Annotated in this window: 19 protein-coding genes; 7 read left to right on the forward strand and 12 right to left on the reverse strand. The window is 58.1% G+C overall.

Translation table 11 applies throughout. The features are described 5' to 3' along the window. Positions 1-36: 36 nt before the first annotated feature. Positions 37-3,384, reverse strand: coding sequence for a transglutaminase family protein (locus BLV81_RS10290; protein WP_092355279.1), 3,348 nt, complete (start codon positions 3,382-3,384; stop codon positions 37-39). A 92-nt stretch (positions 3,385-3,476) separates the two neighbouring features. Beyond that, complete coding sequence (locus BLV81_RS10295) at positions 3,477-4,709, reverse strand: polyhydroxyalkanoate depolymerase (RefSeq protein ID WP_092355282.1); 1,233 nt, start codon at positions 4,707-4,709, stop codon at positions 3,477-3,479. 189 nt (positions 4,710-4,898) lie between these two features. Between BLV81_RS10295 and BLV81_RS10300 the strand changes: the two genes are divergently transcribed. The 6 genes from BLV81_RS10300 to BLV81_RS10325 all read left to right on the forward strand — a co-directional run bounded on the left by BLV81_RS10300 (position 4,899) and on the right by BLV81_RS10325 (position 10,587). Further along, entirely contained in the window at positions 4,899-5,552 is a 654-nt protein-coding gene (locus tag BLV81_RS10300) for a glutathione S-transferase (RefSeq protein ID WP_092355708.1), read from the forward strand. A gap of 65 nt (positions 5,553-5,617) precedes the next feature. Then, positions 5,618-6,061, forward strand: a complete 444-nt coding sequence (locus BLV81_RS10305; RefSeq protein ID WP_092355285.1) for a cupin domain-containing protein — start codon at positions 5,618-5,620, stop codon at positions 6,059-6,061. A 260-nt stretch (positions 6,062-6,321) separates the two neighbouring features. Further along, the gene (locus BLV81_RS10310; protein ID WP_092355288.1) at positions 6,322-7,737 is read left to right on the forward strand and encodes a circularly permuted type 2 ATP-grasp protein; all 1,416 of its coding nucleotides are present in this window, start codon (positions 6,322-6,324) and stop codon (positions 7,735-7,737) included. Between the two features lies 1 nt (position 7,738). Next, positions 7,739-8,755: an alpha-E domain-containing protein gene (locus tag BLV81_RS10315; RefSeq protein WP_092355291.1), complete on the forward strand. Its 1,017-nt coding sequence runs from the start codon at positions 7,739-7,741 to the stop codon at positions 8,753-8,755. A gap of 8 nt (positions 8,756-8,763) precedes the next feature. Next, positions 8,764-9,576, forward strand: a complete 813-nt coding sequence (locus BLV81_RS10320) for a transglutaminase family protein (RefSeq protein WP_092355711.1) — start codon at positions 8,764-8,766, stop codon at positions 9,574-9,576. A gap of 138 nt (positions 9,577-9,714) precedes the next feature. Next, positions 9,715-10,587: a proteasome-type protease gene (locus BLV81_RS10325; protein WP_092355294.1), complete on the forward strand. Its 873-nt coding sequence runs from the start codon at positions 9,715-9,717 to the stop codon at positions 10,585-10,587. 90 nt (positions 10,588-10,677) lie between these two features. On the opposite strand, the gene panB is transcribed toward BLV81_RS10325, so the two are convergent. From panB to BLV81_RS10360, 7 genes are all read right to left on the reverse strand, one after another. Continuing rightward, positions 10,678-11,526, reverse strand: coding sequence for a 3-methyl-2-oxobutanoate hydroxymethyltransferase (gene panB, locus BLV81_RS10330; protein ID WP_092355297.1), 849 nt, complete (start codon positions 11,524-11,526; stop codon positions 10,678-10,680). Beyond that, positions 11,523-12,170 (reverse strand): deoxynucleoside kinase, encoded by a 648-nt coding sequence (locus BLV81_RS10335; RefSeq protein WP_092355300.1) that lies wholly within the window; start codon positions 12,168-12,170, stop codon positions 11,523-11,525. The genes panB and BLV81_RS10335 overlap by 4 nt, the downstream gene beginning before the upstream one ends. 80 nt (positions 12,171-12,250) lie before the next feature. Continuing rightward, a complete protein-coding gene (gene folK, locus BLV81_RS10340) occupies positions 12,251-12,775 on the reverse strand; it encodes a 2-amino-4-hydroxy-6-hydroxymethyldihydropteridine diphosphokinase (RefSeq protein WP_255365109.1) in 525 nt (174 codons plus the stop codon). Beyond that, positions 12,772-14,151 (reverse strand): polynucleotide adenylyltransferase PcnB, encoded by a 1,380-nt coding sequence (gene pcnB / locus BLV81_RS10345; protein ID WP_092355303.1) that lies wholly within the window; start codon positions 14,149-14,151, stop codon positions 12,772-12,774. Before pcnB ends, folK begins: the two co-directional genes overlap by 4 nt. Continuing rightward, positions 14,148-14,822 carry a histidinol-phosphatase gene (locus BLV81_RS10350; protein WP_092355305.1) on the reverse strand — a complete coding sequence of 225 codons (675 nt, stop codon included), beginning with the start codon at positions 14,820-14,822 and terminating at the stop codon, positions 14,148-14,150. The genes pcnB and BLV81_RS10350 overlap by 4 nt, the downstream gene beginning before the upstream one ends. A gap of 10 nt (positions 14,823-14,832) precedes the next feature. Further along, a complete protein-coding gene (hda, locus tag BLV81_RS10355) occupies positions 14,833-15,534 on the reverse strand; it encodes a DnaA regulatory inactivator Hda (RefSeq protein ID WP_092355308.1) in 702 nt (233 codons plus the stop codon). A gap of 134 nt (positions 15,535-15,668) precedes the next feature. After that, a complete protein-coding gene (locus tag BLV81_RS10360) occupies positions 15,669-16,751 on the reverse strand; it encodes an AI-2E family transporter (protein ID WP_092355311.1) in 1,083 nt (360 codons plus the stop codon). Positions 16,752-17,028: 277 nt separating this feature from the next. Between BLV81_RS10360 and purM the strand changes: the two genes are divergently transcribed. Next, on the forward strand, positions 17,029-18,081 hold the full coding sequence (purM, locus tag BLV81_RS10365; protein ID WP_092355314.1) for a phosphoribosylformylglycinamidine cyclo-ligase: 1,053 nt from the start codon (positions 17,029-17,031) through the stop codon (positions 18,079-18,081). 170 nt (positions 18,082-18,251) lie between these two features. Here purM and can read toward each other — a convergent pair whose 3' ends face one another. The 3 genes from can to dnaJ all read right to left on the reverse strand — a co-directional run bounded on the left by can (position 18,252) and on the right by dnaJ (position 21,016). Further along, positions 18,252-18,920 carry a carbonate dehydratase gene (can, locus tag BLV81_RS10370; protein WP_092355317.1) on the reverse strand — a complete coding sequence of 223 codons (669 nt, stop codon included), beginning with the start codon at positions 18,918-18,920 and terminating at the stop codon, positions 18,252-18,254. A 145-nt stretch (positions 18,921-19,065) separates the two neighbouring features. Further along, a complete protein-coding gene (locus BLV81_RS10375) occupies positions 19,066-19,665 on the reverse strand; it encodes a chalcone isomerase family protein (protein ID WP_255365111.1) in 600 nt (199 codons plus the stop codon). Positions 19,666-19,888: 223 nt separating this feature from the next. After that, complete coding sequence (gene dnaJ, locus BLV81_RS10380) at positions 19,889-21,016, reverse strand: molecular chaperone DnaJ (RefSeq protein ID WP_092355717.1); 1,128 nt, start codon at positions 21,014-21,016, stop codon at positions 19,889-19,891. Positions 21,017-21,112 lie beyond the last annotated feature (96 nt).

Here is a 21,112-nt window from a genome sequence, read left to right on the forward strand (position 1 = left end):
GCTGCAGCATTTCTACACCATGCCTGCCAAGCTTGATCAGAAGTGACGTAAGTCTAACGTAAATGGGAACTCGATGGATGCTATCGGCGTAGCGACCTGCATCTGCCCCGGGCTGTGATTGAGACGGAAATAACGCGCCAGACGCCGGCTTTCCGCTTCGAAAGCATTGACCGGGAATGTCTCGTAGCTACGCCCGCCCGGATGCACCACATGATATTGGCAGCCACCCAGGCTGCGGCCGTTCCAGGTATCCACCAGATCGAAGGTCAAGGGCGAATCGATGCCGATGGTCGGATGCAGGGCCGACGGCGGCTGCCAGGCGCGGTAACGCACGCCGCTGACGAACTCGCCGACGCGCCCTGTCGCCTGCAAAGGCACGGGCACACCGTTGCAGGTCAGCACATAACGATCCGGCGCCATGCCGCTGACTTTCACCTGCAATCGCTCGAGCGAGGAATCGACGTAACGGGCGTTGCCGCCGGCGCGGCTTTCTTCGCCCAGCACATGCCATGGTTCCAGCGCCGTGCGCAGTTCGAGGGCGATGCCATTGACGGCAAAATCGCCGATTTTTGGAAAACGGAATTCGAAGTGCGGCGCAAACCATTCAGGCTTGAGCGCATAACCGGCCTGCTGCATATCGTCCATCACGTCGCAGAAGTCCTGCCAGATGAAGTGCGGCAACAGGAAACGGTCGTGCAACTCGGTGCCCCAGCGCACCAGGCGCGGCGGTTGGTACGGCGTTTTCCAGAAGCGCGCCACCAGCGCCCGCAGCAGCAACTGCTGGGTCAGGCTCATGCGCGCATGCGGCGGCATTTCAAACGCGCGCAATTCCAGCAAACCAAGGCGGCCGGTGCTGCTGTCGGGCGAATACAGTTTGTCGATGCAAAACTCGGCGCGGTGCGTGTTGCCGGTCACGTCGATCAGCAGATTGCGCAGCAGCCGGTCCACCAGCCATGGCGCGCAGCTGCCGGCGGCGGTCTGGCGGTCCATTTCGGTAAACGCCAGTTCCAGCTCGACCACGGCATCGTTGCGCGCTTCATCGACGCGCGGCGCTTGCGAAGTGGGGCCGATGAACATGCCGGAAAACAGATAGGACAACGCCGGATGGTTGTGCCAATAGCTGATCAGGCTGCGCAACAGATCCGGGCGCCGCAGGAATGGCGAGTCGCCGGTAGTGGCGCCGCCCAGCACCAGGTGGTTGCCGCCGCCGGTGCCGGAGTGATGGCCGTCGAGCATGAATTTCTCGGTGGTCAAACGGGTCTCGCGCGCGACATCGTACAGATAGGTAGTGTTGGCAACCAGCTCGCTCCAGCTATGCATGGGCTGGATATTTACTTCAATCACACCGGGGTCGGGCGTGACGCTGAACTTGCCCAGACGCGTATCGTTGGGCGGTTCGTAACCTTCCATCAGCAGCGGCTGCTGCAAAGCCTGGGCGGTGGCTTCGATCGCCGCCACCAGTTCCAGATAATCTTCCAGCCCGGCCAGCGGCGGCATGAACAGATACAGCACGCCCTGCCGTACTTCCGCGCACAAGGCAGTGCGGGCAATCGCATCGGCCGACTCGAATGGCGCCGGCGCTGCTTCACTGGCGAAGGCCGAACTATATTTCGGTGCATCCGCCGCGGCTGTCTTGCCCTTGCCGGCGGTAGAAGCCGGTGTCGCAAGCCGCTGGCGGATTTGCTGTGCAATCGGTAGCGGCGGGAATGCCTGCGTAGGATCGGGCTGATGCACGTAAGGGTAATCGCCGCTCTTGACCCATGGCTGCGAATCGAGCGGCAAGCGGTAGCCTAATGGCGAATCGCCAGGCAGCAGATAGCAGAACTCGCCGCGCAAATACCAGCTGCCGCTTTTCCACCTGCGTTCATCGTTGGTGCGGGCCAGCGGCAATACGTAGCCGGCGACTTTGCGCAAGCCCTGCGAAAAGACCCGCGCCAGCCTGGCCCGCTCCTGCTTGTCATCCAGCCGCGCGTCGGACGGATCGACGTTGATCGCCAGACGGCGCTCGCGCCACAAGTAGTAGTAGATATCCTCATAGGCGGCAAACACGTTTTGGCGATCCAGCGTCAGGCGCCCTGCAACGCCTTGTAGAAAACGTTCGGCGATATTCTCATCGCCGGCTTGCACTTGCGCCTGCGTTTCGTCGGCAATCAATGCCGGCGTGGTCCAGATCGGTTCGCCGTCGCGCCGCCAGTAGCAATTGAGCGACCAGCGCGGCAACTGCTCGCCTGGATACCATTTGCCCTGGCCGAAATGCGGCAAGCCTTGCGCCGCATATTGCTGCCGCAGCCGATGATAGAGTGCGGCCGCCAGCGGTTTCTTGGTAGGGCCCATCGCGGCCGTGTTCCATTCCTCGCCATCCGGATGATCGAGCGCGACGAAAGTCGGCTCGCCGCCCATCGTCAGGCGGACATCGAGCATATCCAGGTCATCGTCGATGGCATGCCCCAGTTCTTCGATCTCTTCCCATTGCTGCTCGCTATACGGCTTGGTGACGCGCGGCGATTCCCAGATGCGGCGCACGCTCATGGCGTGTTCGAATTCGACTTCGCATGGCTCGACCATGCCGCTGACCGGTGCGGCCGACGACGGCTCCGGCGTGCACGACAGCGGGATATGCCCTTCCCCGGCCAACAGGCCGGAGGTTGGATCCAGGCCGATCCAGCCGGCGCCTGGCAGGTACACCTCGCACCATGCGTGGAGGTCGGTGAAATCGGTTTGCGGTCCGGATGGACCATCCAGCGATTTCTGGTCAGCCGTCAGCTGGATCAGGTAACCCGATACGAAGCGCGCCGCCAAACCCAGATAGCGCAGTATCTGCACCAGCAGCCACGACGAATCGCGGCAGGAACCAGAACCGAGGCCGAGAGTCTGCTCCGGCGTTTGCACCCCCGGTTCCATGCGGATGGTATAGCTGATCATTTGCGCCAGTTGCTGGTTCAGGCTGACCAGGAAATCCTCTGTGCGGATTCTGTCGCGCGGCACCTGATCCAGGAATTTTTGCAGCAACGGCGTCAGCGGCAATTTCTTGCGATACGGCTCCAGCTCGTTCTGCAATTCCGGCGCGTAGGAAAACGGCACTTTCTCGGCATACGGCTCAAGAAAAAAATCGAAGGGATTGAGCACCGACATTTCGGCCACCAGATCGACCTCGATGCGGAATTCACTGGCCTTTTCCGGAAACACCAGCCGCGCCAGATAGTTGGCCTGCGGGTCTTGCTGCCAGTTGATGAAATGCGGTTCCGGCAATATCCGCAGCGAATAACTCAGTATCCGGGTGCGGCAATGCGGCGCCGGCCGCAAGCGGATGATCTGGGGTCCCAGGCTGATCGGACGTTCGTAACGATAGGTGGTGAGATGATTGAGTGCTACGTGAATTGACATGGATATCCTCTGCGACAATCAATAATCATTCAGCTTCAGCGCATGAACTTCTGCGGCTGCCACATTTAAAACCAACGGAAAAACAAAAATCGTTATTGATATTGATGATGGCTATGGATGAAATCCCGCAAACGCGGATAGATTTCATTGTCCCAGCGGCGGCCATTGAATACACCGTAGTGTCCGACTCCGGTTTGCACATGGTGCGCCTTCATGTACGGCCGTATGCTGCTGCACATGTCCTGCGCCGCCACGGTCTGGCCTACTGCGCAGATATCATCCTTCTCTCCCTCCACGGTAAACAGCGCGGTCCGGCGTATCGCCGCCGGTTCGATGGTACGCCCTAACGCCTGCATTTGGCCCAGCGGCAAAGCGTGATTCTGGAACACGCTTTGCACGGTTTCCAGGTAAAACTCCGCCGCCAGATCCGACATGGCGAAATACTCGGCGTAAAAAGTCTTGATGGCATTGGCCTTATCGTCTTCGCCTTCCACCAGATAGTTGTACAGGTTCTGAAACGCTTTGAGGTGACGCTCCGGATTCATGTTCATGAACGCATTCAGTTGCAGGAAACCGGGATACACCTGGCGCTGACTGCCGACGTAGCGCCCGGGCACAGTGCTGACCAGGTTGTCTTCGAACCAGGCGATGGGTTTGCTTTTCGCCAGGTGATTGACCGCCGTCGGATTGATGCGGGTATCGATGGGACCGGCCATCAATGTCATGCTGGACGGCTGCGCCGGATGTCGTTCGGCGGCCATCAGCGATACCGCCGCCAGCGCCGCCACAGCCGGCTGGCAGACCGCCACCAGATGCGCGCCGGGGCCGATTTTTTCGATGAAACGGATCAAGTGCGCGACATATTCGTCGACGCCGAAACGGCCGTCGCTCAAAGCCACGTCGCGCGCGTTGTGCCAGTCGGTGATATACACATCGTGATCGCGCAGGAGCGTGGCCACGGTGCCGCGCAGCAGTGTCGCGAAATGTCCCGACATCGGCGCCACCAAAAGTATCCGCGGCTGCGTTGCCGTGCTTTCCTTGCTGAAACGCAACAAGGTACAGAACGGCGTCCGCTCGATCACTTCTTCATGCACCGAAACCGTGCAGCCATTCTCTTCCACGCTGCTTATCCCGAATGCAGGGCGTCGATGCGTCAACCGGGTGCACGAGAAGACTTCGCAGGCCGCCGCCAGCCTGCGCAATGCCAGGCTGTCAGGCCATCCCTGCCACTTGTAGCCCAACATCGGTGCGGCAGCGCCAGCCAACGCGCGCATCGGATCGCTAAGGTCCGCATAACCCTGATACGCCTGGTAAATTTCTGTCATGGGACTACCCTGTTATTGGGGCCTGTTAGCCGTTCATTTAAGAGTGCGAACGCGCGGCAGGCGTCGCATGCCGGCAAACCTAGCAGGTGCAATATCCATGCCCATATCTCTGGCACGGCCTTTGCTCAGTGACTTTGAAACGGTTTGCCAATCAAAAATGCTTTCGATCCAATACGGAAGAATATTGCCATGCCTAAGACCACATTGAGCATTACCAGCAAAAATTATTCGTCATGGTCGTTGCGCGGCTGGCTGATGACGCGATTTTCCGGTCTTGAGTTCCAGGAAAACCCGATCTCGCCGGAGGATCCGGATGCGCGCGCCGAAATCCTGCTGCTGTCGTCGTCGATCCTGGTGCCTTGCCTGTACCACGGCAATATCGTGGTGTGGGATACCTTGGCTATCGGCGAATATCTGCATGAAATCCGGCCCAAGGCCGGACTGCTGCCGGCGGACCGTGCCGCGCGCGCGCACTGCCGTTCGATCTGCGGCGAAATGCATTCGGGCTTCAGCGCCTTGCGTTCGGCGCTGCCGATGAACATCAAAGCGCATTTCCCCGACTTCAAGGTGTGGTCGCGCGCCGAAGCCGACATCAAGCGCATCACCACCATCTGGAAACAATGCCTGGCGACCTACGGCGGACCGTTCCTGTTTGGCGAACGCTCGATGGCCGATGCCATGTATGCGCCGGTGGCGAGCCGGTTTTTGACCTACGATGTAAAACTGGATTCCGTCTGCAGCGCCTATTGCAAGCGCATCATAGCGTTGCCGGAAATGCAGGAATGGATCAAGGCGGCCAAGCTGGAACCGGACGATATCAATGAACTCGATGTAGAGTTTTGAGAAACGGCATGTCTTGTCAACTGTGCTTGCCAACTGCGCCCGCCCACTGCGAAAGGATAGCTGCGATGGATACCAGCACTACAACCAGCCCGCTCACTTCGTTCTCGCATGTCCGCGAGGGCGACACCGAATTCGAAGCCGGCGGCCTGCGTGATTTTTTCCTGTATCGCGATCTCGGGATTGCCGCCGCCACTGGCGGCCAGGTGGTGGCGCATCTGGTGAAAGCCAATATGGCGCCCGAAGTAGGCACCGGCTGGCACCGGCATGAAGCCAATTTCCATATCGTCTACATGCTCAAGGGCTGGGCCCGTTTCATGTACGACGATAAGGAAACGCTGGTCAAGGCCGGCGACTGCGTGCACCAACGCCCTGGCATAGTGCATTTTTTATTCGACTACTCGAAAGACATGGAGTATCTTGAAATCGTCAGTCCGGCGGCCTTCACTTCGATCGACATGCCCGCACCGTGCGCCGTGCCGGCGCCGACGCCATGGGTAGAGGCGAGTTGAGCGGCATTTGACATACACATTTCTGCCATCAAGACATGAGGGAGGACGCCAACCAGATTACGCAAAATTTGCTAAGAGCGAACGTAGCATTGCCGAAAACAAGATTTATTCAAAAAGCAAGATCGCATGTTGGTTTTTGAGTAAGTTGATATCTGATAGATAACGGTTAAATCGGCAATCCAGGCAACAACAGCTCGCTACGGGCACGCTTCTTGATAGCTACTTGATAGTTTCCGATCAAACCACAGCAAAGCAAGATCATGGCAAATTTTTTCGATGAAATGTATTCCGATGGCAAATCGTCGGTGCGCCCGCACTATGATGAATTTTCCAATTGGCTCAAAGCTCAGACCGCTGAAACCATCGCCCGCAAACGCGCTGAAGCCGACCTGATTTTCCGCCGCGTCGGCATTACCTTTGCCGTCTATGGCAACGACGCCGGCACCGAACGTCTGATCCCCTTCGACATCATTCCGCGCATCATCCATGCGCAGGAGTGGGCCACACTTGAAGCCGGCCTGATACAGCGCGTCAAGGCGCTCAACATGTTCATCCACGATATCTATCATGGCCAGAACATCGTCAAGGCAGGCGTGATCCCCGCCGAGCAGATTTTCCGCAACGCCCAGTATCGCCCGGAAATGCAGGGCATCTCGGTCGCTTCCGATATCTATGCGCATATTGCCGGGGTCGATATCGTACGTGCCGGCCAGGGCGAGTTTTACGTGCTGGAAGATAATCTGCGGGTACCGTCGGGCGTGTCCTACATGCTGGAAAACCGCAAGATGATGATGCGGCTGTTCCCCGAATTATTCTTGCGCCACAAGATTGCACCGGTCGATCACTATCCTGACCTGCTGCTGGACAATCTGCGCTCGGTGGCGCCGGTTGGCGTTACCGATCCGACCGTGGTGGTGATGACGCCGGGGATGTATAACTCGGCCTATTTCGAACATGCTTTCCTGGCGCAGCAAATGGGCGTGGAACTGGTCGAAGGCCAGGATCTGTTCGTCAACGATAACGCGGTCTACATGCGCACCACGCGCGGCCCGAAACGGGTCGACGTGATTTATCGCCGGATCGACGACGACTATCTCGATCCGCTCGCCTTCCGCCCCGATTCGTCGCTGGGCGTGCCCGGCCTGCTGTCGGTGTATCGGGCCGGCAATGTCACGCTGGCCAACGCCATCGGCACCGGTGTCGCCGATGACAAATCGGTGTACCCGTTCGTGCCGGACATGATCCAGTTTTATTTGTCGGAGAAGCCGATCCTGAACAATGTCCCGACTTACCAGTGCCGCAAAAAAGAAGATTTGCAGTACACCCTGGATAACCTCAAGGACCTGGTCGTCAAGGAAGTGCATGGCGCCGGCGGTTACGGCATGCTGGTCGGACCGGCTTCCACCAAGCAGGAAATCGAAGACTTCCGCCAGCGCGTGATCGCCAAGCCGGACGGCTATATTTCCCAGCCTACCCTGGCTTTATCGGCTTGCCCGACCTATGTCGAATCCGGCATCGCGCCGCGCCACCTGGACCTGCGGCCGTTTGTGCTGTCTGGAAAAAATGTCTCCCTGGTGCGCGGCGGCCTGACCCGCGTCGCTCTCAAGGAAGGTTCGCTGGTGGTCAATTCGTCCCAAGGCGGCGGCACCAAAGACACCTGGATTCTGGAGAAATAACATGCTCAGTCGTACCGCCGATCATTTATTCTGGATGTCCCGCTACACCGAGCGGGCAGAAAACACAGCACGCATGCTGGATGTGCACGTGCAAACCGGGCTGTTGCCGCAATCGGTTGAAGATGCGGAAATCGGCTGGCGCGCGATCCTCGGCATTTCAGAACTGCAGCAGGCTTTCGACAAAAAACATAGCCTGCTGACGCAAAAAGACGTGATTGATTTCATGGTGCGCGATCCGAGCAATTCCTCCTCGATCGCATCCTGCCTGAAACAGGCGCGCGAGAACGCCCGCGCGGTGCGCGGCGCACTCACTACCGAAGCCTGGGAAATCCAGAATGCCACCTGGATCAAGATGCAGGGTTACTTGCAGACCGATGCGCTGGAGCGCAATCCGAGCGAATTTTTCGAGTGGGTAAAGCACCGTTCGCATCTGTCGCGCGGAGTGACCATCGGCACCATGCTCAAAGACGAAGCGTTTCACTTCATTCGCCTGGGCACATTCCTGGAGCGCGCCGACAATACCGCGCGCATCATCGACGTCAAATTCCATGGGGCGAAAGAAGGCACGTACAAGAAGAATCACCAGAACGGCCAGCAGCAAAGCGTCGAGCAGCGGCACGCTGAGGAACGCAAGGATGCGATCGCCGAACCGCAGGTCGATTTCTACTACTGGGCGGCGATCCTGCGTTCGGTATCCGGCTTTGAAATCTACCGCAAGGTGTACCGCGACGTGATCACGCCGGCCCGCGTGGCTGATTTGCTGATCCTGCGGCCGGACATGCCGCGTTCATTGCTGGCCTGCATGACGCAGGTGGTCGGCAATCTGAAGCATGTGCACAACGACATTTCTGCCGACACCGAGCGTTTTGCCGGAAAGCTGCATGCCGATCTCAAGTTCAGCAGTCTCGATGAAATTCTGGACGCCGGGTTGCATGATTACCTGACGCAGTTCTTCGAGCGTATTTTTGAACTCGGCAATCGCATCAGCCGCGATTTCCTGGTGCCCCTCAATACCTGATGCCTGACATGCTACTGACCATCCGGCATGAAACGGTTTATCACTACACCGCGGCGCTGACCTACACGATTCAGCAGCTGCGGCTGACGCCGCGCGCGGAAGTGCAGCAGCGTACCCTGGCCTGGAATATCCGCAGCTCGGGTACGCGCCATCCTTTCACCGACGCGTTCGGCAATCTGAGCCATACGCTGACCATCACCAGACCGCACCATGAGGTGCGGATCATCGCCGAAGGCACGGTAGCGGTCGCGCCCTTGCATCTGGGCCGCCTGCCGCAACCGGGCGAATTTTCGCCGTTGGTATTTACGGTGCCGACGCAACTGACGCAGCCCACCGTCGCCGTCATGGATTTCGCGCACCGGCACCTGCAGGCTGGCGCCGGCAACACCCAACTGCTGGACCTGGCGCAGGCGATCTGTGCTGCCGTGGCCTACCAGAGCGGATCAACTGCGGTGACCAGCAGCGCCGACGATGCGCTGGCCCTGGGACAAGGAGTCTGCCAGGATCACGCCCACCTGTTTCTGGCTTGCTGCCACACGGCTGGCATTCCGGCGCGCTACGTATCCGGCTATATCGATCCCGGCAACACCAGTCATGCGGAAAGCCATGCCTGGGTGGACGTATGGGTAGAGGAAAATGATTTTTCCGGCTGGATCAGTATCGATGTGACCCATGCCTGCTTTGCCAGCAACAACTATTGCAGATTGGCGATTGGACGGGATTACGATTCGGCTGCACCGGTACGCGGGGTAAGGCGCGGCGGCGGCGACGAAACATTGACTGTGCAGGTTAATGTTTCCGCATTGCCATCAGATCAATGAGCCGGCATGCCTTGATTCACGATTGATGCACGATTAATTCGTGAAAACTTGTTACGTACCCAATAAACTGTGGCAATCTGACCAGGATACCGATTTGGCTTCCTGTAAAATCTCGACTTTGTATTTTTCTCACACATCATGACTTACTGCGTAGCCCTGCGCCTCGATTCCGGCCTGGTTTTCCTTTCCGACTCCCGCACCAATGCGGGAGTCGACCACGTCGCCATCGCGCGCAAGATGAGCGTGTTCGAAAACCCGGGCGAACGCCTGATGGTCTTCATGACTGCCGGCAACCTGTCTATTTCACAGTCGATCAAGGAACTCATCGGCGAGCGCGTGAACGCCGCCGGCAAGACCATCTGGACGGTAGACTCGATGTACGAAGCTGCGCAAATTGTCGGCGAGGCGATCCGCACCGTGCATGAGCGCGAAGCGGCGGCACTGGAAAAATTCGGCATCGATTTCAACGTCAGCATTATTTTCGGCGGCCAGATCAAGGGCGAGCGTTGCCGCCTGTTCCAGATTTATTCGGCCGGCAATTTCATCGAATCGCACAACGAAAACACCTACTTCCAGATCGGCGAATCGAAGTACGGCAAGCCGATACTTGACCGCGTCGTCACGCCCGCCTCATCGCTGGACGAGGCGGCAAAATGTGCGCTGATTTCGATGGACTCCACTCTGCGCTCCAATGTTTCGGTGGGCTTGCCGCTGGATATGCTGCTGTATGAAAACGATACGCTGGCAGTCACCCGCTTTGTCACGATCGGCGAAAAGAACCAGTACTTCCAGATGATTCGGGAAAACTGGGGCAAGCAGCTCAAAAGCGTGTTCGACGGCATCGCCGATCCGGTCTGGAATGCCAATCCGGAAACCACCGCCAATGTGCTGTCGGCACAAGGCTCGCGCAGCGTACCGCTGGTGGTTTTGCCGCCGCCAGGACTGAGCACCGAGAACCCGCCGCCGCCGCTGCAAACGCTGGCGCAGGGAAGCAACGGCAAGCAGCATTAATATCAGGCGGCATGCGCGTCAGCTGCATCAACTACAAACGGCGCCGGATGAGGGCGCCGTTTTCGATTCAAGCCCTGATTCCAGGCAAACTCAGAAGCAATGTTCAGGCGCCGGAAAAGACTTGTCCTTGACCGCGCTGACATACGCCAGCACGGCCGCATCGATGCTGGTCTGGCCCTGCATGAAGTCTTTCACGAAGCGCGCCTTGTGGCCGGGGAAAACGCCCATCAGGTCGTGCATCACCAGTACCTGGCCGGAGCAGTCCGGGCCAGCGCCGATGCCGATGGTCGGAATCCGCAACAGGTCGCTGACTTCCTTGCCCAGCGCCGCCGGAATCGCTTCCAGCACCAGCAAACTGGCGCCCGCTTCCTGTAGCGCCAGGGCGTCGGCTTTCAACTGTTCGGCTGCCGCGCTCGACTTGCCCTGTACCTTGTAGCCGCCCATCTGATGCACCGATTGCGGCGTCAGGCCGAGATGGCAGCAGACCGGAATCGCGCGTTCGGTGAGGAAACGCACGGTGGGCGCCAGCCAGGCGCCGCCTTCGATCTTGACCATTTGCGCGCCAGCCTGGATCACCGGCACCGCATTCTCGAACGCGCTTTCCGGCGTGGCGTAAGTGCCGAACGGCAGGTCGGCCAGCACCAGCGCAGTACGGTTGCCGCGCGCCACGCTGGCGGTGTGATAGACGATGTCTTGCATGGTGACCGGCAAGGTCGAGTTGTGGCCCTGGCAAACCATGCCGAGCGAATCGCCGATCAGCAGGGTTTCAACGCCGCAGCGATCCATCAAGGCGGCAAAGCTGGCGTCGTAGCAAGTCAGCATGGTGATTTTTTCACCCTTTTCGCGCAAGGCTTGCAGGGCCGGGATGGTGATCGGTTTGCCGCGGCTAGCTGATTGCGCCGCCGGATCACTGCCCTGTATATATCCTGCCATTGTCATTCTCCACGATTGAAAAATTCACGCTTGCCGCGCATGCCGTCGATGCGGGCCAGCAGTAAGCTGAAATCGGCTTCGTTGCCGGCCAGGTCCAGGTGTTCGTTGTTGACGATCAGCAGCGGCGCATCGTCATAGTGGTAAAAGAAGCGGCTGTAGCTTTCGCACAGGCGCGCCAGGTATTCTTGCGAGATCGCGGCTTCCATCTCGATGCCGCGCTTCTTGATGCGCTCGCCCAAGGTTTCCGGCTCGGCTTGCAGGTAAATCACCAGGTCCGGCGTCGCCACCTGCGGCCGCAAATGCTCGTACATTTGCTGGTACAGCTTGAGCTCTTCGTCGGCCAGCGTCAGGCCGGCGAAAATCGGATCCTTGGCCAGCATGAAATCGGCGACCAGATGGCTGGGGCTGTCGAACAAGTCATTCTGCGCCGATTCGCGCAGCTGGTTGAGGCGCTGGAACAGGAAGAACATTTGTGTCGACAGCGCGTAACGCGGCGCGTCGCGGTAGAATTTTTCCAGGAAGGGATTGGCCTGCGGCTGTTCCAGCAAGACTTTGGCGCCCAGGTGCATGGCGATCTTGTTCACCAGCGTGGTCTTGCCGACCCCGATCGGGCCTTCTACGACGATGTACTTGTAGCTATCTAAATTCATATCTAAGAGTGAAGTGTTGCATGCCTCAAGAGGACAGTGTGCCAGAAGCTGACGCATCCGGCAGGCGGCCATGCAGATTCTTATACTTTACGGATGGCCTGATCCGCGACCAGCGGGGCAAACTGATGCGCCGGGCCGTGCTCGGGAATGACGATGAAGGGATCGATCTGCAATAACGGAATCAGGACGAAGGCGCGTTGCGTCATGCGCGGGTGCGGCACCGTCAGCACTGCGTCCGCGAAGGTCGACTGGCCATACAGCAGCAGATCCAGATCCAGCGTGCGCGGGGCATTCGGATAAGGGCGCTGGCGGCCGAAATCCTGCTCAATCTGCTGCATGCCCTGCAGCAAGGCATGCGCGCTCAAGCGGGTTTTGATCCTCGCCACGGCGTTGATGTAATCGTCGCCGCCGGCGTCCAGCGGCGCCGTGCAAAACAAGCTGGATTGTGCGTCCAGGCTGGTGTCGGGCAGTTTGCCGAGTTGCAGGATGGCGCGCTGGACCTGGGCGCTGGCATCGCCCAGATTAGCGCCGATGCCGATATAAGCCGTGACCGCTTCAGCAGCAGAGGAAGCGGCGGACGAGGTGGCAGAAGACATCGCGGTCATTGACCACCTTGGTCGTCATTGCTGCGGCCGCCCGCAGCGGCGGTCTTGGCGCCGCTGCGCGCTCCACGCCGGCGCGGACGCTTTTTGGGCGGCGCAGCTTCAGCCGCCACTTTCGGTTTTTGCGCCAGCAGCACTTCGCGTTCAGCGCCGTCGCCTTCCATGAAAGCGGTCCACCACTCGCCGATTTCGCTATCGATCTCGCCCGAGGCGCAGCGCAACAACAGGAAATCGTAACCGGCCCGCAGCCGCAGATGCTCCAGCAGCTTGTATGGAGCCTTGCCGACCCGCCGTTCAAAGCGCGGCTGCATGGCCCAGATGTCACGCATGTCGGAGGCGATCTTGCGTTGCAAGGCCAGTTTATCGGTTTGCGCTTCCAGGACATCGTCGGCGGCCAGATGCAGCGCCGGGATAGGGAATTCGCCGGCCGCCTTGTAGGCAGTCCACTTTTCCAGCACCTGATGCCACAGCAAGGAGGCGAACAGGAAGCCGGGTGAAACCGGCTTGCCTTGTTGCACGCGGACGTCGGTATTGGCCAGCGCCAGCGTGACGAATTTCTCGCCCAGCGGCTGCTCCAGCACCACATCGAGCAAGGGCAGCAAACCGTGATGCAGGCCTTCCTTGCGCAATTGCTGCAGGCAAGCCAGCGCATGGCCGCTCATCAGCAGCTTCAGCATCTCATCGAATACCCGCGCCGCCGGGACGTTATCGATCAACGCCGCCATCACCGGTATCGGCGCCCGGGTGGCCGGATCGATCGTAAATTTCAGCTTGGCGGCGAAACGCACAATACGCAGCATGCGCACCGGGTCTTCCCGGAAACGGGCTTCCGGCTCGCCGATGATGCGCAAGGTCTTGGCGCGGATATCGGCTATGCCGCCGTGGTAATCGAGCACGCTCTCGGTGGCTGGATCGTAGTACATCGCATTGATCGTGAAATCGCGCCGCACCGCATCTTCGTGCTGCTCGCCGAAGGTGTTGTCGCGCAAGACGCGGCCGTGCTCGTCTTTCGGCGAGCCGTCCGATGAAGCGCCGCGGAAAGTGGTGACTTCGAGCAGATCCTGGCCAAACATCACATGCACGATCTGGAACCGCTTGCCGATGATGAAAGCGCGCCGGAACAAACGTTTCACCTGTTCCGGCGTGGCGTTGGTGGCGACGTCGAAATCCTTCGGTTTCACGCCCAGCAGCAGATCGCGTACCGCACCGCCGACGATGAAGGCTTTATAGCCGGCATCCTGCAGCGTCTTGGTGACACGTATCGCATTGGAGGACACCAGTTTCGGATCGATGCCGTGCTGTTTCGGGCCGAGTATCAACGGTTTGGTGGGATCTTTTTTCTTTTTCCCAAGGATGGAGCGAATCAGCTTCTTGATCATTGCGCGTCGAATAAATTCAGGATAGGCCAGCCGTGTGCGCTTGCATGCGCTTTCAACAGGGCGTTGGGGTTGGTGGCAATAGGATCGGTGACCAGCAGCAGCAGCGGCAGGTCGTTGTGCGAATCGCTATAGAAATAACTGCGCGGGAAACTGGCCAGCGTCATGTCCATGGTCGCCAGCCAGGCATGGGTATGGATGACTTTGCCGGGGCCGTAAGTCGGCGTATCGGCCAGCTTGCCGGTAATCTCGCCGTCGCCGGTGGTTTCCGGGTCCGAGGCGATCAGGAAATCGACGCCCAAGGCCTTGGCGATCGGCTCGGTCACAAAGCTGTTGGTCGCCGTCACTATCGCCACCAGGTCGCCGGCATCCTGATGCTTTTGCAGCAAGGCGCGCGCCGCCGGGGTAATTTGCGGCTCGATCACTTGCGCCATGAATTGTTCATGCCAGGCGTCGAGCTGCTTGCGCGGAAATTTCGACAGCGTGCCGAACGCGAATTCCAGGTATTTGACCGGATCCAGCGTGCCGGCCTGGTATTGGGCAAACCATTCCGCATTGCTCTTTTCAAAGGCGTCCGGATCGACAGCGCCGATGCGCGCCAGGAATTGCCCCCATTCATAGTCGGAGTCGACAGGCAGCAGCGTGTGGTCAAGGTCGAATAGGGCCAGGTTCATGGTGCCAGCTTCATAGTGATTGTTTATCTTCGGATTCGAGTTGCAGCAAGCTGCGTAGCAAGGGCAGCGTTATAGGGCGCTGGGTCTCCAGCGAATAGCGGTCCAGCTCGTCCAGCATGGCCGATAAAGACCGCATATCGCGCCGGAAATGCGTAATCAGATAGGGTAACACGCCGCTCGACAGATGCAGGCCGCGCGCTTGCGCCGCATGCGTCAGCGCGGCGATTTTTTCTTCATCGCTCAAACCGTGCAGTTGATAAATCAAGCCCCAGCCGAGGCGCGTCCGCAGGTCTTCGCGCACGCTCAGCTCGGACGGCGGCAATGCGCCGCTGGTGACCAGCCAGCCGCCATGCTCGCGAATCTGGTTGAACAGGTTAAAAGCTTCGATCTGGTCGTCGGCCGATAATTTATCGCAGTCGTCAATCAGGTAGCCGGGTACATCCGGCGAAAAATTGAATGCCCCAGCATCGTAGTTGGGGCCGTGGATCAAGCGTCCTTTGGTGCTGCTGGCCAGTGCCTGCAGCACATGGCTTTTGCCGGCGCCGGCCTGGCCCCACAGGTAGACAAAACGGTCACCCGGTGCGGTGAGGGATTTTGTCGAAGGCGCGACCAGACGCTGCAAGAACTGTAAGGCTTCTTGGTTCTGCCCGACCACAAAAGTGGCCAGGGTCTGCGGCTCATCCGCAGTAATGTCCAGCGTTAGCTGCCTCATTCTTGTTTCTTCACTATTACTTAAACTTCATCAATTGAGGAGCCATATTGCTCCAGATTTCTTGTTTCTTTAGCCGGTTGCTGGTTGCTGATACAGCGAAGAGCATCCGCCATTCACTTATTTTAGGTACTTATTTATGTATTATAAAAACTGCTTTTCAAGTAGTGCGCACGGACGTGCTTGACCACTACCGACATGATCGCTGAACATGGCAGCGCCAACAGTATGCCGACGAAGCCGAATAGCTGGCCAAAAGCCATCAACGCAAAAATCACTACCAGCGGATGCAGGCCGATGCGCTCGCCTACCAGACGCGGCGTCAGGATAAAACTTTCGAGCACCTGGCCGATGCCATACACGATGGCAACCGCAATCAATCCATGCCAGCCACTGAACTGCAACATCGCGGCGATCAGCGCCAGCGCCAATCCCAGGCCGAAACCGACATAGGGGATGAATACCAGCAGACCGGTAATAATACCAACCGGCAACGCCACATCAAACCCGGCAATTGCCAGCCCGGTCGAATAATAAATCGCCAGAACCAACATTACCAGTAATTGGCCGCGTAAATACTGCGCCAGCAGGCTATCCACCTCTTGCGTCATGTCGCCGGTCTTGCCTTGCCAGCGGCGCGGCACCAGCCGGCTCATGCGCTCGACGATCGCATGCCAGTCCTGCAGCAGGTAAAACAGCACCACCGGCACCAGCAGGATGGTCGCCAGCCAGCCCAATACGGCCGTGCCGCCCACCTTGACCGAGGCTAGTACCGAAGTCCAGATTTCATCGCCGCTGGTAGACAGTTGCTTGGTCAGCATCTCTTTGATGCCGGTGCCATCCAGCCGCACATTGATGCCGAAATCCTGCAAATGCGGGCCGATGAAGCCATCCAGCTTGTTGAGGAAATTCGGGATCTGATCTTGCAGCAAAGGAAATTCCTTGCGCAGCACCGGAATCACGATCAGGATCACTGCCAGGATCGCAAACACCAGCAGCAGTATCACGATCAGCACCGCCAAGGCGCGCGGAAAGGGATACTTGCCGATACGCCTGCGCGAGAGCCAGTCAACCCCCGGATTAAGCGCATAGGCAAGGATGGCGGAGGCGATGAAAGGCGTCAGGATCGGCCCCAAGGCGACCATCAATGCCACCAGCAGCAGCCCAATTCCCAGCCACAAAGCCGTTTGTTTTTGTTCGTCGGTAAAAGAAAATGGCATGGAATCGAAAGTTTGATGGATCGGTTTGATAAAATACCGCTTTTACCGCGCAATAACCTGGCCGAAACCAAGCGGTTGACAAGCTAAAAAAAACAAGACAAAACCCTGGAAAAGTCGTATTTTCCGCTGTTTTACCTCTTGTTTGGCTGTTTTTGGCCGGTTATCTGATCTGATTTACAACGCTGAAGCAATACTGAAGCAGCACTGAATACAGCGATGTCAATCCGATGCGTGGCCGAATTTCTCCTATTTTACCGCCTCTGCCGCCAATCACATCATGACTTCCACTTCAAACGTTTCCAACGTTCCCCTCTCTTATCGTGATGCCGGTGTCGATATCGACGCTGGCGACGCCCTGGTCGAGGCAATCAAGCCTTTTGCCAAACGCACCATGCGTGAAGGCGTGATGGGCGGCATCGGCGGTTTCGGCGCCTTGTTCGAGATCAGCAAGAAATTCAAGGAGCCGGTACTGGTATCAGGCACCGACGGCGTCGGCACCAAGCTGAAGCTGGCATTCCACCTGAAACGCCACGACACGGTCGGCATCGACCTGGTTGCCATGAGCGTCAACGACATCCTGGTGCAAGGCGCCGAGCCTTTGTTCTTCCTCGATTACTTCGCTTGCGGCAAACTCGATGTGCCGAGCGCCACCGATGTCATCAAGGGCATCGCCAAAGGCTGCGAGCTGGCAGGTTGCGCGCTGATCGGCGGCGAAACCGCTGAAATGCCGAGCATGTACCCGGATGGCGAATACGATCTGGCCGGCTTCGCGGTCGGTGCCGTTGAAAAATCCAAACTGATCGACGGCACCAAGATCGTGCCGGGCGACGTGGTCCTGGGCCTGGCATCGTCGGGCGCGCATTCCAACGGCTATTCGCTGGTGCGCAAGATCATCGAGGTTGCCAAGCCCGACCTGGATGCCGATTTTCACGGCCGCAAGCTGGCCGACGTGCTGATGGAGCCTACCCGCATCTACGTCAAGCCATTGCTGGCGCTGATGGAGTCGATGGAGGTCAAGGGCATGGTGCATATTACCGGCGGCGGCCTGGTGGAAAACATTCCACGCGTGCTGCAAGACACGCTGACTGCAGTATTGGACAGCGCCAGCTGGACCATGCCGCCGCTGTTCACCTGGCTGCAGCAGCATGGCCAGGTTGCCGACGCGGAAATGCATCGGGTCTTCAACTGCGGCATCGGCATGACCGTCATCGTCGCCAAGGAAAACGCCGACGCTGCGATCGCGCAATTGCAAGCTGCCGGGGAAACCGTCTACCGGATCGGCGAGATTCGCGCGCGCGCTGAGGGCGAGGCGCAGACTATCGTGGTCTGATTGCTGCCTGTATTCCGGTTATCGCGGTCACGCGTGGGCACGATGGCCCCATCCTGCAGCTGAATGAAAAAAGACGACCAGTTTACCGGTCGTCTTTTTTGCTTCTTTTTTTATTTAGTGATTGCGATTGCTGAGAAATACAAGCAACACCATCGCGAACACCGAAAATCTTAATCTTCGTAGCGCTTCAGGCTTGCCGCCATGCCCCGGTCCAGATCGGACATGCAGCTGACGGTGACTCCCAGATCGCGCAACAAGCCGTCCCGCACGCCATACACCCAGCTATGAATGGTCAGGGGCTGCCCGCGTTCCCAGGCATCCTGAACGATCGTGGTGCGGCAAATATTGGCGACCTGCTCCATCGAATTGAGCTCGCACAGGCGATCATGGCGCACGCTTTCCGGCAATGCTTCCCCGAGGTAGCGCTCATGTTTCTGATGCACGTCCTCGACATAGCGCAGCCAGTTGTCGGCCAGTCCGACGCGGCGCTTGGTCAGCGCGGCATGAACGCCGGAACAGCCGTAATGGCCAACCACAAAAACATGTTTTACCTTCAGTACATCAACCGCAAACTGCAATACCGACAAACAATTCAGATCGCTGTGCGCAACCACGTTGGCGATATTGCGGTGCACGAATAACTCACCCGGCAGCAAGCCCAGCAATTCATTTGCCGGCACCCTGCTGTCGGAACACCCAATCCAGAAATACTCTGGCGCCTGCTGCGACGCCAGTATTTTAAAAAAATCCGGATCACGGGCGGTGATTGCCGCCGCCCACTCACGGTTTCTCTGGAAAAGGTCTTCTCGGGTCAGGGATTGCTTGTTGTTTGCTGTCATCGGTTTCTATTCAATAAAGTTCCATCCGCATGTTATTTTTACAATACATGCACGACATCCTGGACCTCATTTTATAGAAACTTGGCAAATCCCATCGGCTTTTATCCTCTTTTCGGCCGATAGTCGCTATTCCCTTAGGCCTTACCTATCCCGGCTGACCTAGCAAGGAGAGTTTCAATTTGCTGTCGGCCGGCTTTTCGCCCAACCAGATTTTCAGTAAGGAGTTATAGAAAATCTGATCGGGCAAGGTCTCGGACACAGGTTTGCCGTTGAAGTGAATCTGCGTGCCGACCCCTGGAATCCAGTCGGTCGTCAACACGTCGCCCTTTTTCAGCTCTGGAATCGAAGCAAACAATTCACCAAATTTCAGCAACTGATTGATGATCTTCGATTTGTCGGCTTTATCCACATTGTTTTGGATGCCTGCCATGAAAGCGCGGCTGAAGTCTTCGCTGCTGACGTCGCGCAACATGACCAGCTCGAGACGCCGTGCCCCAGGCGCAGCCAGCACGTCCGGCACCGTGGCTTTCTTCTCGGATAAATATAATGCAGCGGTATAGACCTTAAAGATGACTTTATAGCGGATTCCGGCGCCGTTGAGCTTCAAGTCCTGATTGCCGACTTTGGCTGTTTCGTCGATCTTGACGCCGGCTACATCCAGCGCAAATGCGCTCTGCGCCAACACCAGCGCAGAAAATACGCAGGCACAAGCCCCTGCACGTTTCAAACGAGCAACTACTTTCATGTCTCCCCCTATGGTTTGAATATGGGTTTGTATTGACCGCAAATAAAAGAACGATCGTTTTATTATTACACTATACAGAATAGAGAGCAGAACAAAATTATGCAATAAAGAATTTGTTAATCAGCGCCGGACCATCAGTTAAAGCAACACGGGCAAGACGTAAAAAAAAAGCCGCCAACCTTGCACGGTTGACGGCTTTTAAGAGGGTCCAGAGCAGACGTGCTTACTCGAAAAACTCTTTTACCTTGTCTTTCCAGGATTTGCTCTGCGGGCTGTGTTTGGCGCCGCCCTCGCTGGTCAGTTGCTCGAACTCCTGCAGCAATTCCTTCTGCCTGTCGCTCAGCTTGACCGGCGTTTCCACCACAACGTGACAGAACAGATCGCCGGCATAACCCGAGCGCACGCCCTTGATGCCCTTGCTGCGCAGACGGAAGGTCTTGCCGGACTGGGTGCCGTCGGGGATCGTGAAGGACGCTTTACCGTTCAATGTCGGCACTTCGATTTCACCGCCCAAAGCAGCTTTGGCAAACGAGATCGGCATTTCGCAATGGAGATCGTCGCCTTCGCGCTGGAATACCGCGTGCGGCTTGATGTGGATTTCCACATACAGGTCGCCGGTCGGCCCGCCGTTCATGCCTGGCTCGCCGTTGCCGGAAGAGCGAATCCGCATGCCGTCGTCGATGCCGGACGGGATTTTCACTTCCAGTGTCTTGTTGCGCTTGATACGGCCGGCGCCGGCGCAGGATGTACATGGCTCAGGAATGATCTTGCCGTTGCCGTGACATTTCGGACAAGTCTGCTGGATGCTGAAAAAGCCCTGCTGCATCCTGACCTGGCCGTGACCGCCGCAAGTCGGGCAAGTGATCGGTTCCGTACCGGGCTTGGCGCCGCTGCCGTGGCAGGGTTCGCACTCATCCCAGCTAGGCACGCGGATAGTGGTGTCGAAGCCGTGTGCGGCTTGTTCCAGCGTGATTTCGAGGTTGTAGCGCAAATCGGCGCCGCGATACACCTGCGGACCGGCGCCACGACCGCCGCGGCCACCGCCGCCGCCGAAGATATCGCCGAAGATGTCGCCAAATGCATCGGCAAAGCCGCCGCCACCGCCACCACCGCCGCCCATGTTAGGGTCGACGCCCGCATGGCCGTAGCGATCATAGGCGTCGCGCTTTTGCGGATCAGTCAGCATCTCGTAGGCTTCTTTCGCCTCTTTGAATTTGTCTTCCGCACCTTTGCTATCCGGATTACGGTCCGGATGATGTTTCATTGCGAGCTTGCGATACGCCTTCTTGATTTCATCATCAGTAGCGTTTTTCGCAACACCCAGTATTTCGTAAAAATCACGCTTCGCCATCTTTTCTGCACCCTGTTGTTTAAGCGAAAACGCCGAACAGTGCTGCAACAGCATCTGCCCGGCGAATCCTCGCACCGAATTGCCGCCTAGTCAGTT

Origin of the sequence: Collimonas sp. OK242 (assembly GCF_900107095.1) — a bacterium.
GTDB lineage: Bacteria > Pseudomonadota > Gammaproteobacteria > Burkholderiales > Burkholderiaceae_D > Collimonas.

Excerpts from the sequence above, each read along its gene's own strand:
- BLV81_RS10335 (WP_092355300.1), bottom strand. The coding sequence starts at position 12,170 with ATGAATTTAGATAGCTACAAGTACATCGTCGTAGAAGGCCCGATCGGG.
- dnaJ (WP_092355717.1), bottom strand. The coding sequence starts at position 21,016 with ATGGCGAAGCGTGATTTTTACGAAATACTGGGTGTTGCGAAAAACGCT.
- BLV81_RS10360 (WP_092355311.1), bottom strand. The coding sequence starts at position 16,751 with ATGCCATTTTCTTTTACCGACGAACAAAAACAAACGGCTTTGTGGCTG.
- panB (WP_092355297.1), bottom strand. The coding sequence starts at position 11,526 with ATGACAATGGCAGGATATATACAGGGCAGTGATCCGGCGGCGCAATCA.
- hda (WP_092355308.1), bottom strand. The coding sequence starts at position 15,534 with ATGAGGCAGCTAACGCTGGACATTACTGCGGATGAGCCGCAGACCCTG.
- BLV81_RS10300 (WP_092355708.1), top strand. The coding sequence starts at position 4,899 with ATGCCTAAGACCACATTGAGCATTACCAGCAAAAATTATTCGTCATGG.
- BLV81_RS10325 (WP_092355294.1), top strand. The coding sequence starts at position 9,715 with ATGACTTACTGCGTAGCCCTGCGCCTCGATTCCGGCCTGGTTTTCCTT.
- BLV81_RS10320 (WP_092355711.1), top strand. The coding sequence starts at position 8,764 with ATGCTACTGACCATCCGGCATGAAACGGTTTATCACTACACCGCGGCG.
- BLV81_RS10350 (WP_092355305.1), bottom strand. The coding sequence starts at position 14,822 with ATGAACCTGGCCCTATTCGACCTTGACCACACGCTGCTGCCTGTCGAC.
- BLV81_RS10315 (WP_092355291.1), top strand. The coding sequence starts at position 7,739 with ATGCTCAGTCGTACCGCCGATCATTTATTCTGGATGTCCCGCTACACC.
- pcnB (WP_092355303.1), bottom strand. The coding sequence starts at position 14,151 with ATGATCAAGAAGCTGATTCGCTCCATCCTTGGGAAAAAGAAAAAAGAT.
- purM (WP_092355314.1), top strand. The coding sequence starts at position 17,029 with ATGACTTCCACTTCAAACGTTTCCAACGTTCCCCTCTCTTATCGTGAT.
- BLV81_RS10290 (WP_092355279.1), bottom strand. The coding sequence starts at position 3,384 with ATGTCAATTCACGTAGCACTCAATCATCTCACCACCTATCGTTACGAA.
- BLV81_RS10295 (WP_092355282.1), bottom strand. The coding sequence starts at position 4,709 with ATGACAGAAATTTACCAGGCGTATCAGGGTTATGCGGACCTTAGCGAT.
- BLV81_RS10310 (WP_092355288.1), top strand. The coding sequence starts at position 6,322 with ATGGCAAATTTTTTCGATGAAATGTATTCCGATGGCAAATCGTCGGTG.
- BLV81_RS10375 (WP_255365111.1), bottom strand. The coding sequence starts at position 19,665 with ATGAAAGTAGTTGCTCGTTTGAAACGTGCAGGGGCTTGTGCCTGCGTA.
- can (WP_092355317.1), bottom strand. The coding sequence starts at position 18,920 with ATGACAGCAAACAACAAGCAATCCCTGACCCGAGAAGACCTTTTCCAG.
- BLV81_RS10305 (WP_092355285.1), top strand. The coding sequence starts at position 5,618 with ATGGATACCAGCACTACAACCAGCCCGCTCACTTCGTTCTCGCATGTC.
- folK (WP_255365109.1), bottom strand. The coding sequence starts at position 12,775 with ATGACCGCGATGTCTTCTGCCACCTCGTCCGCCGCTTCCTCTGCTGCT.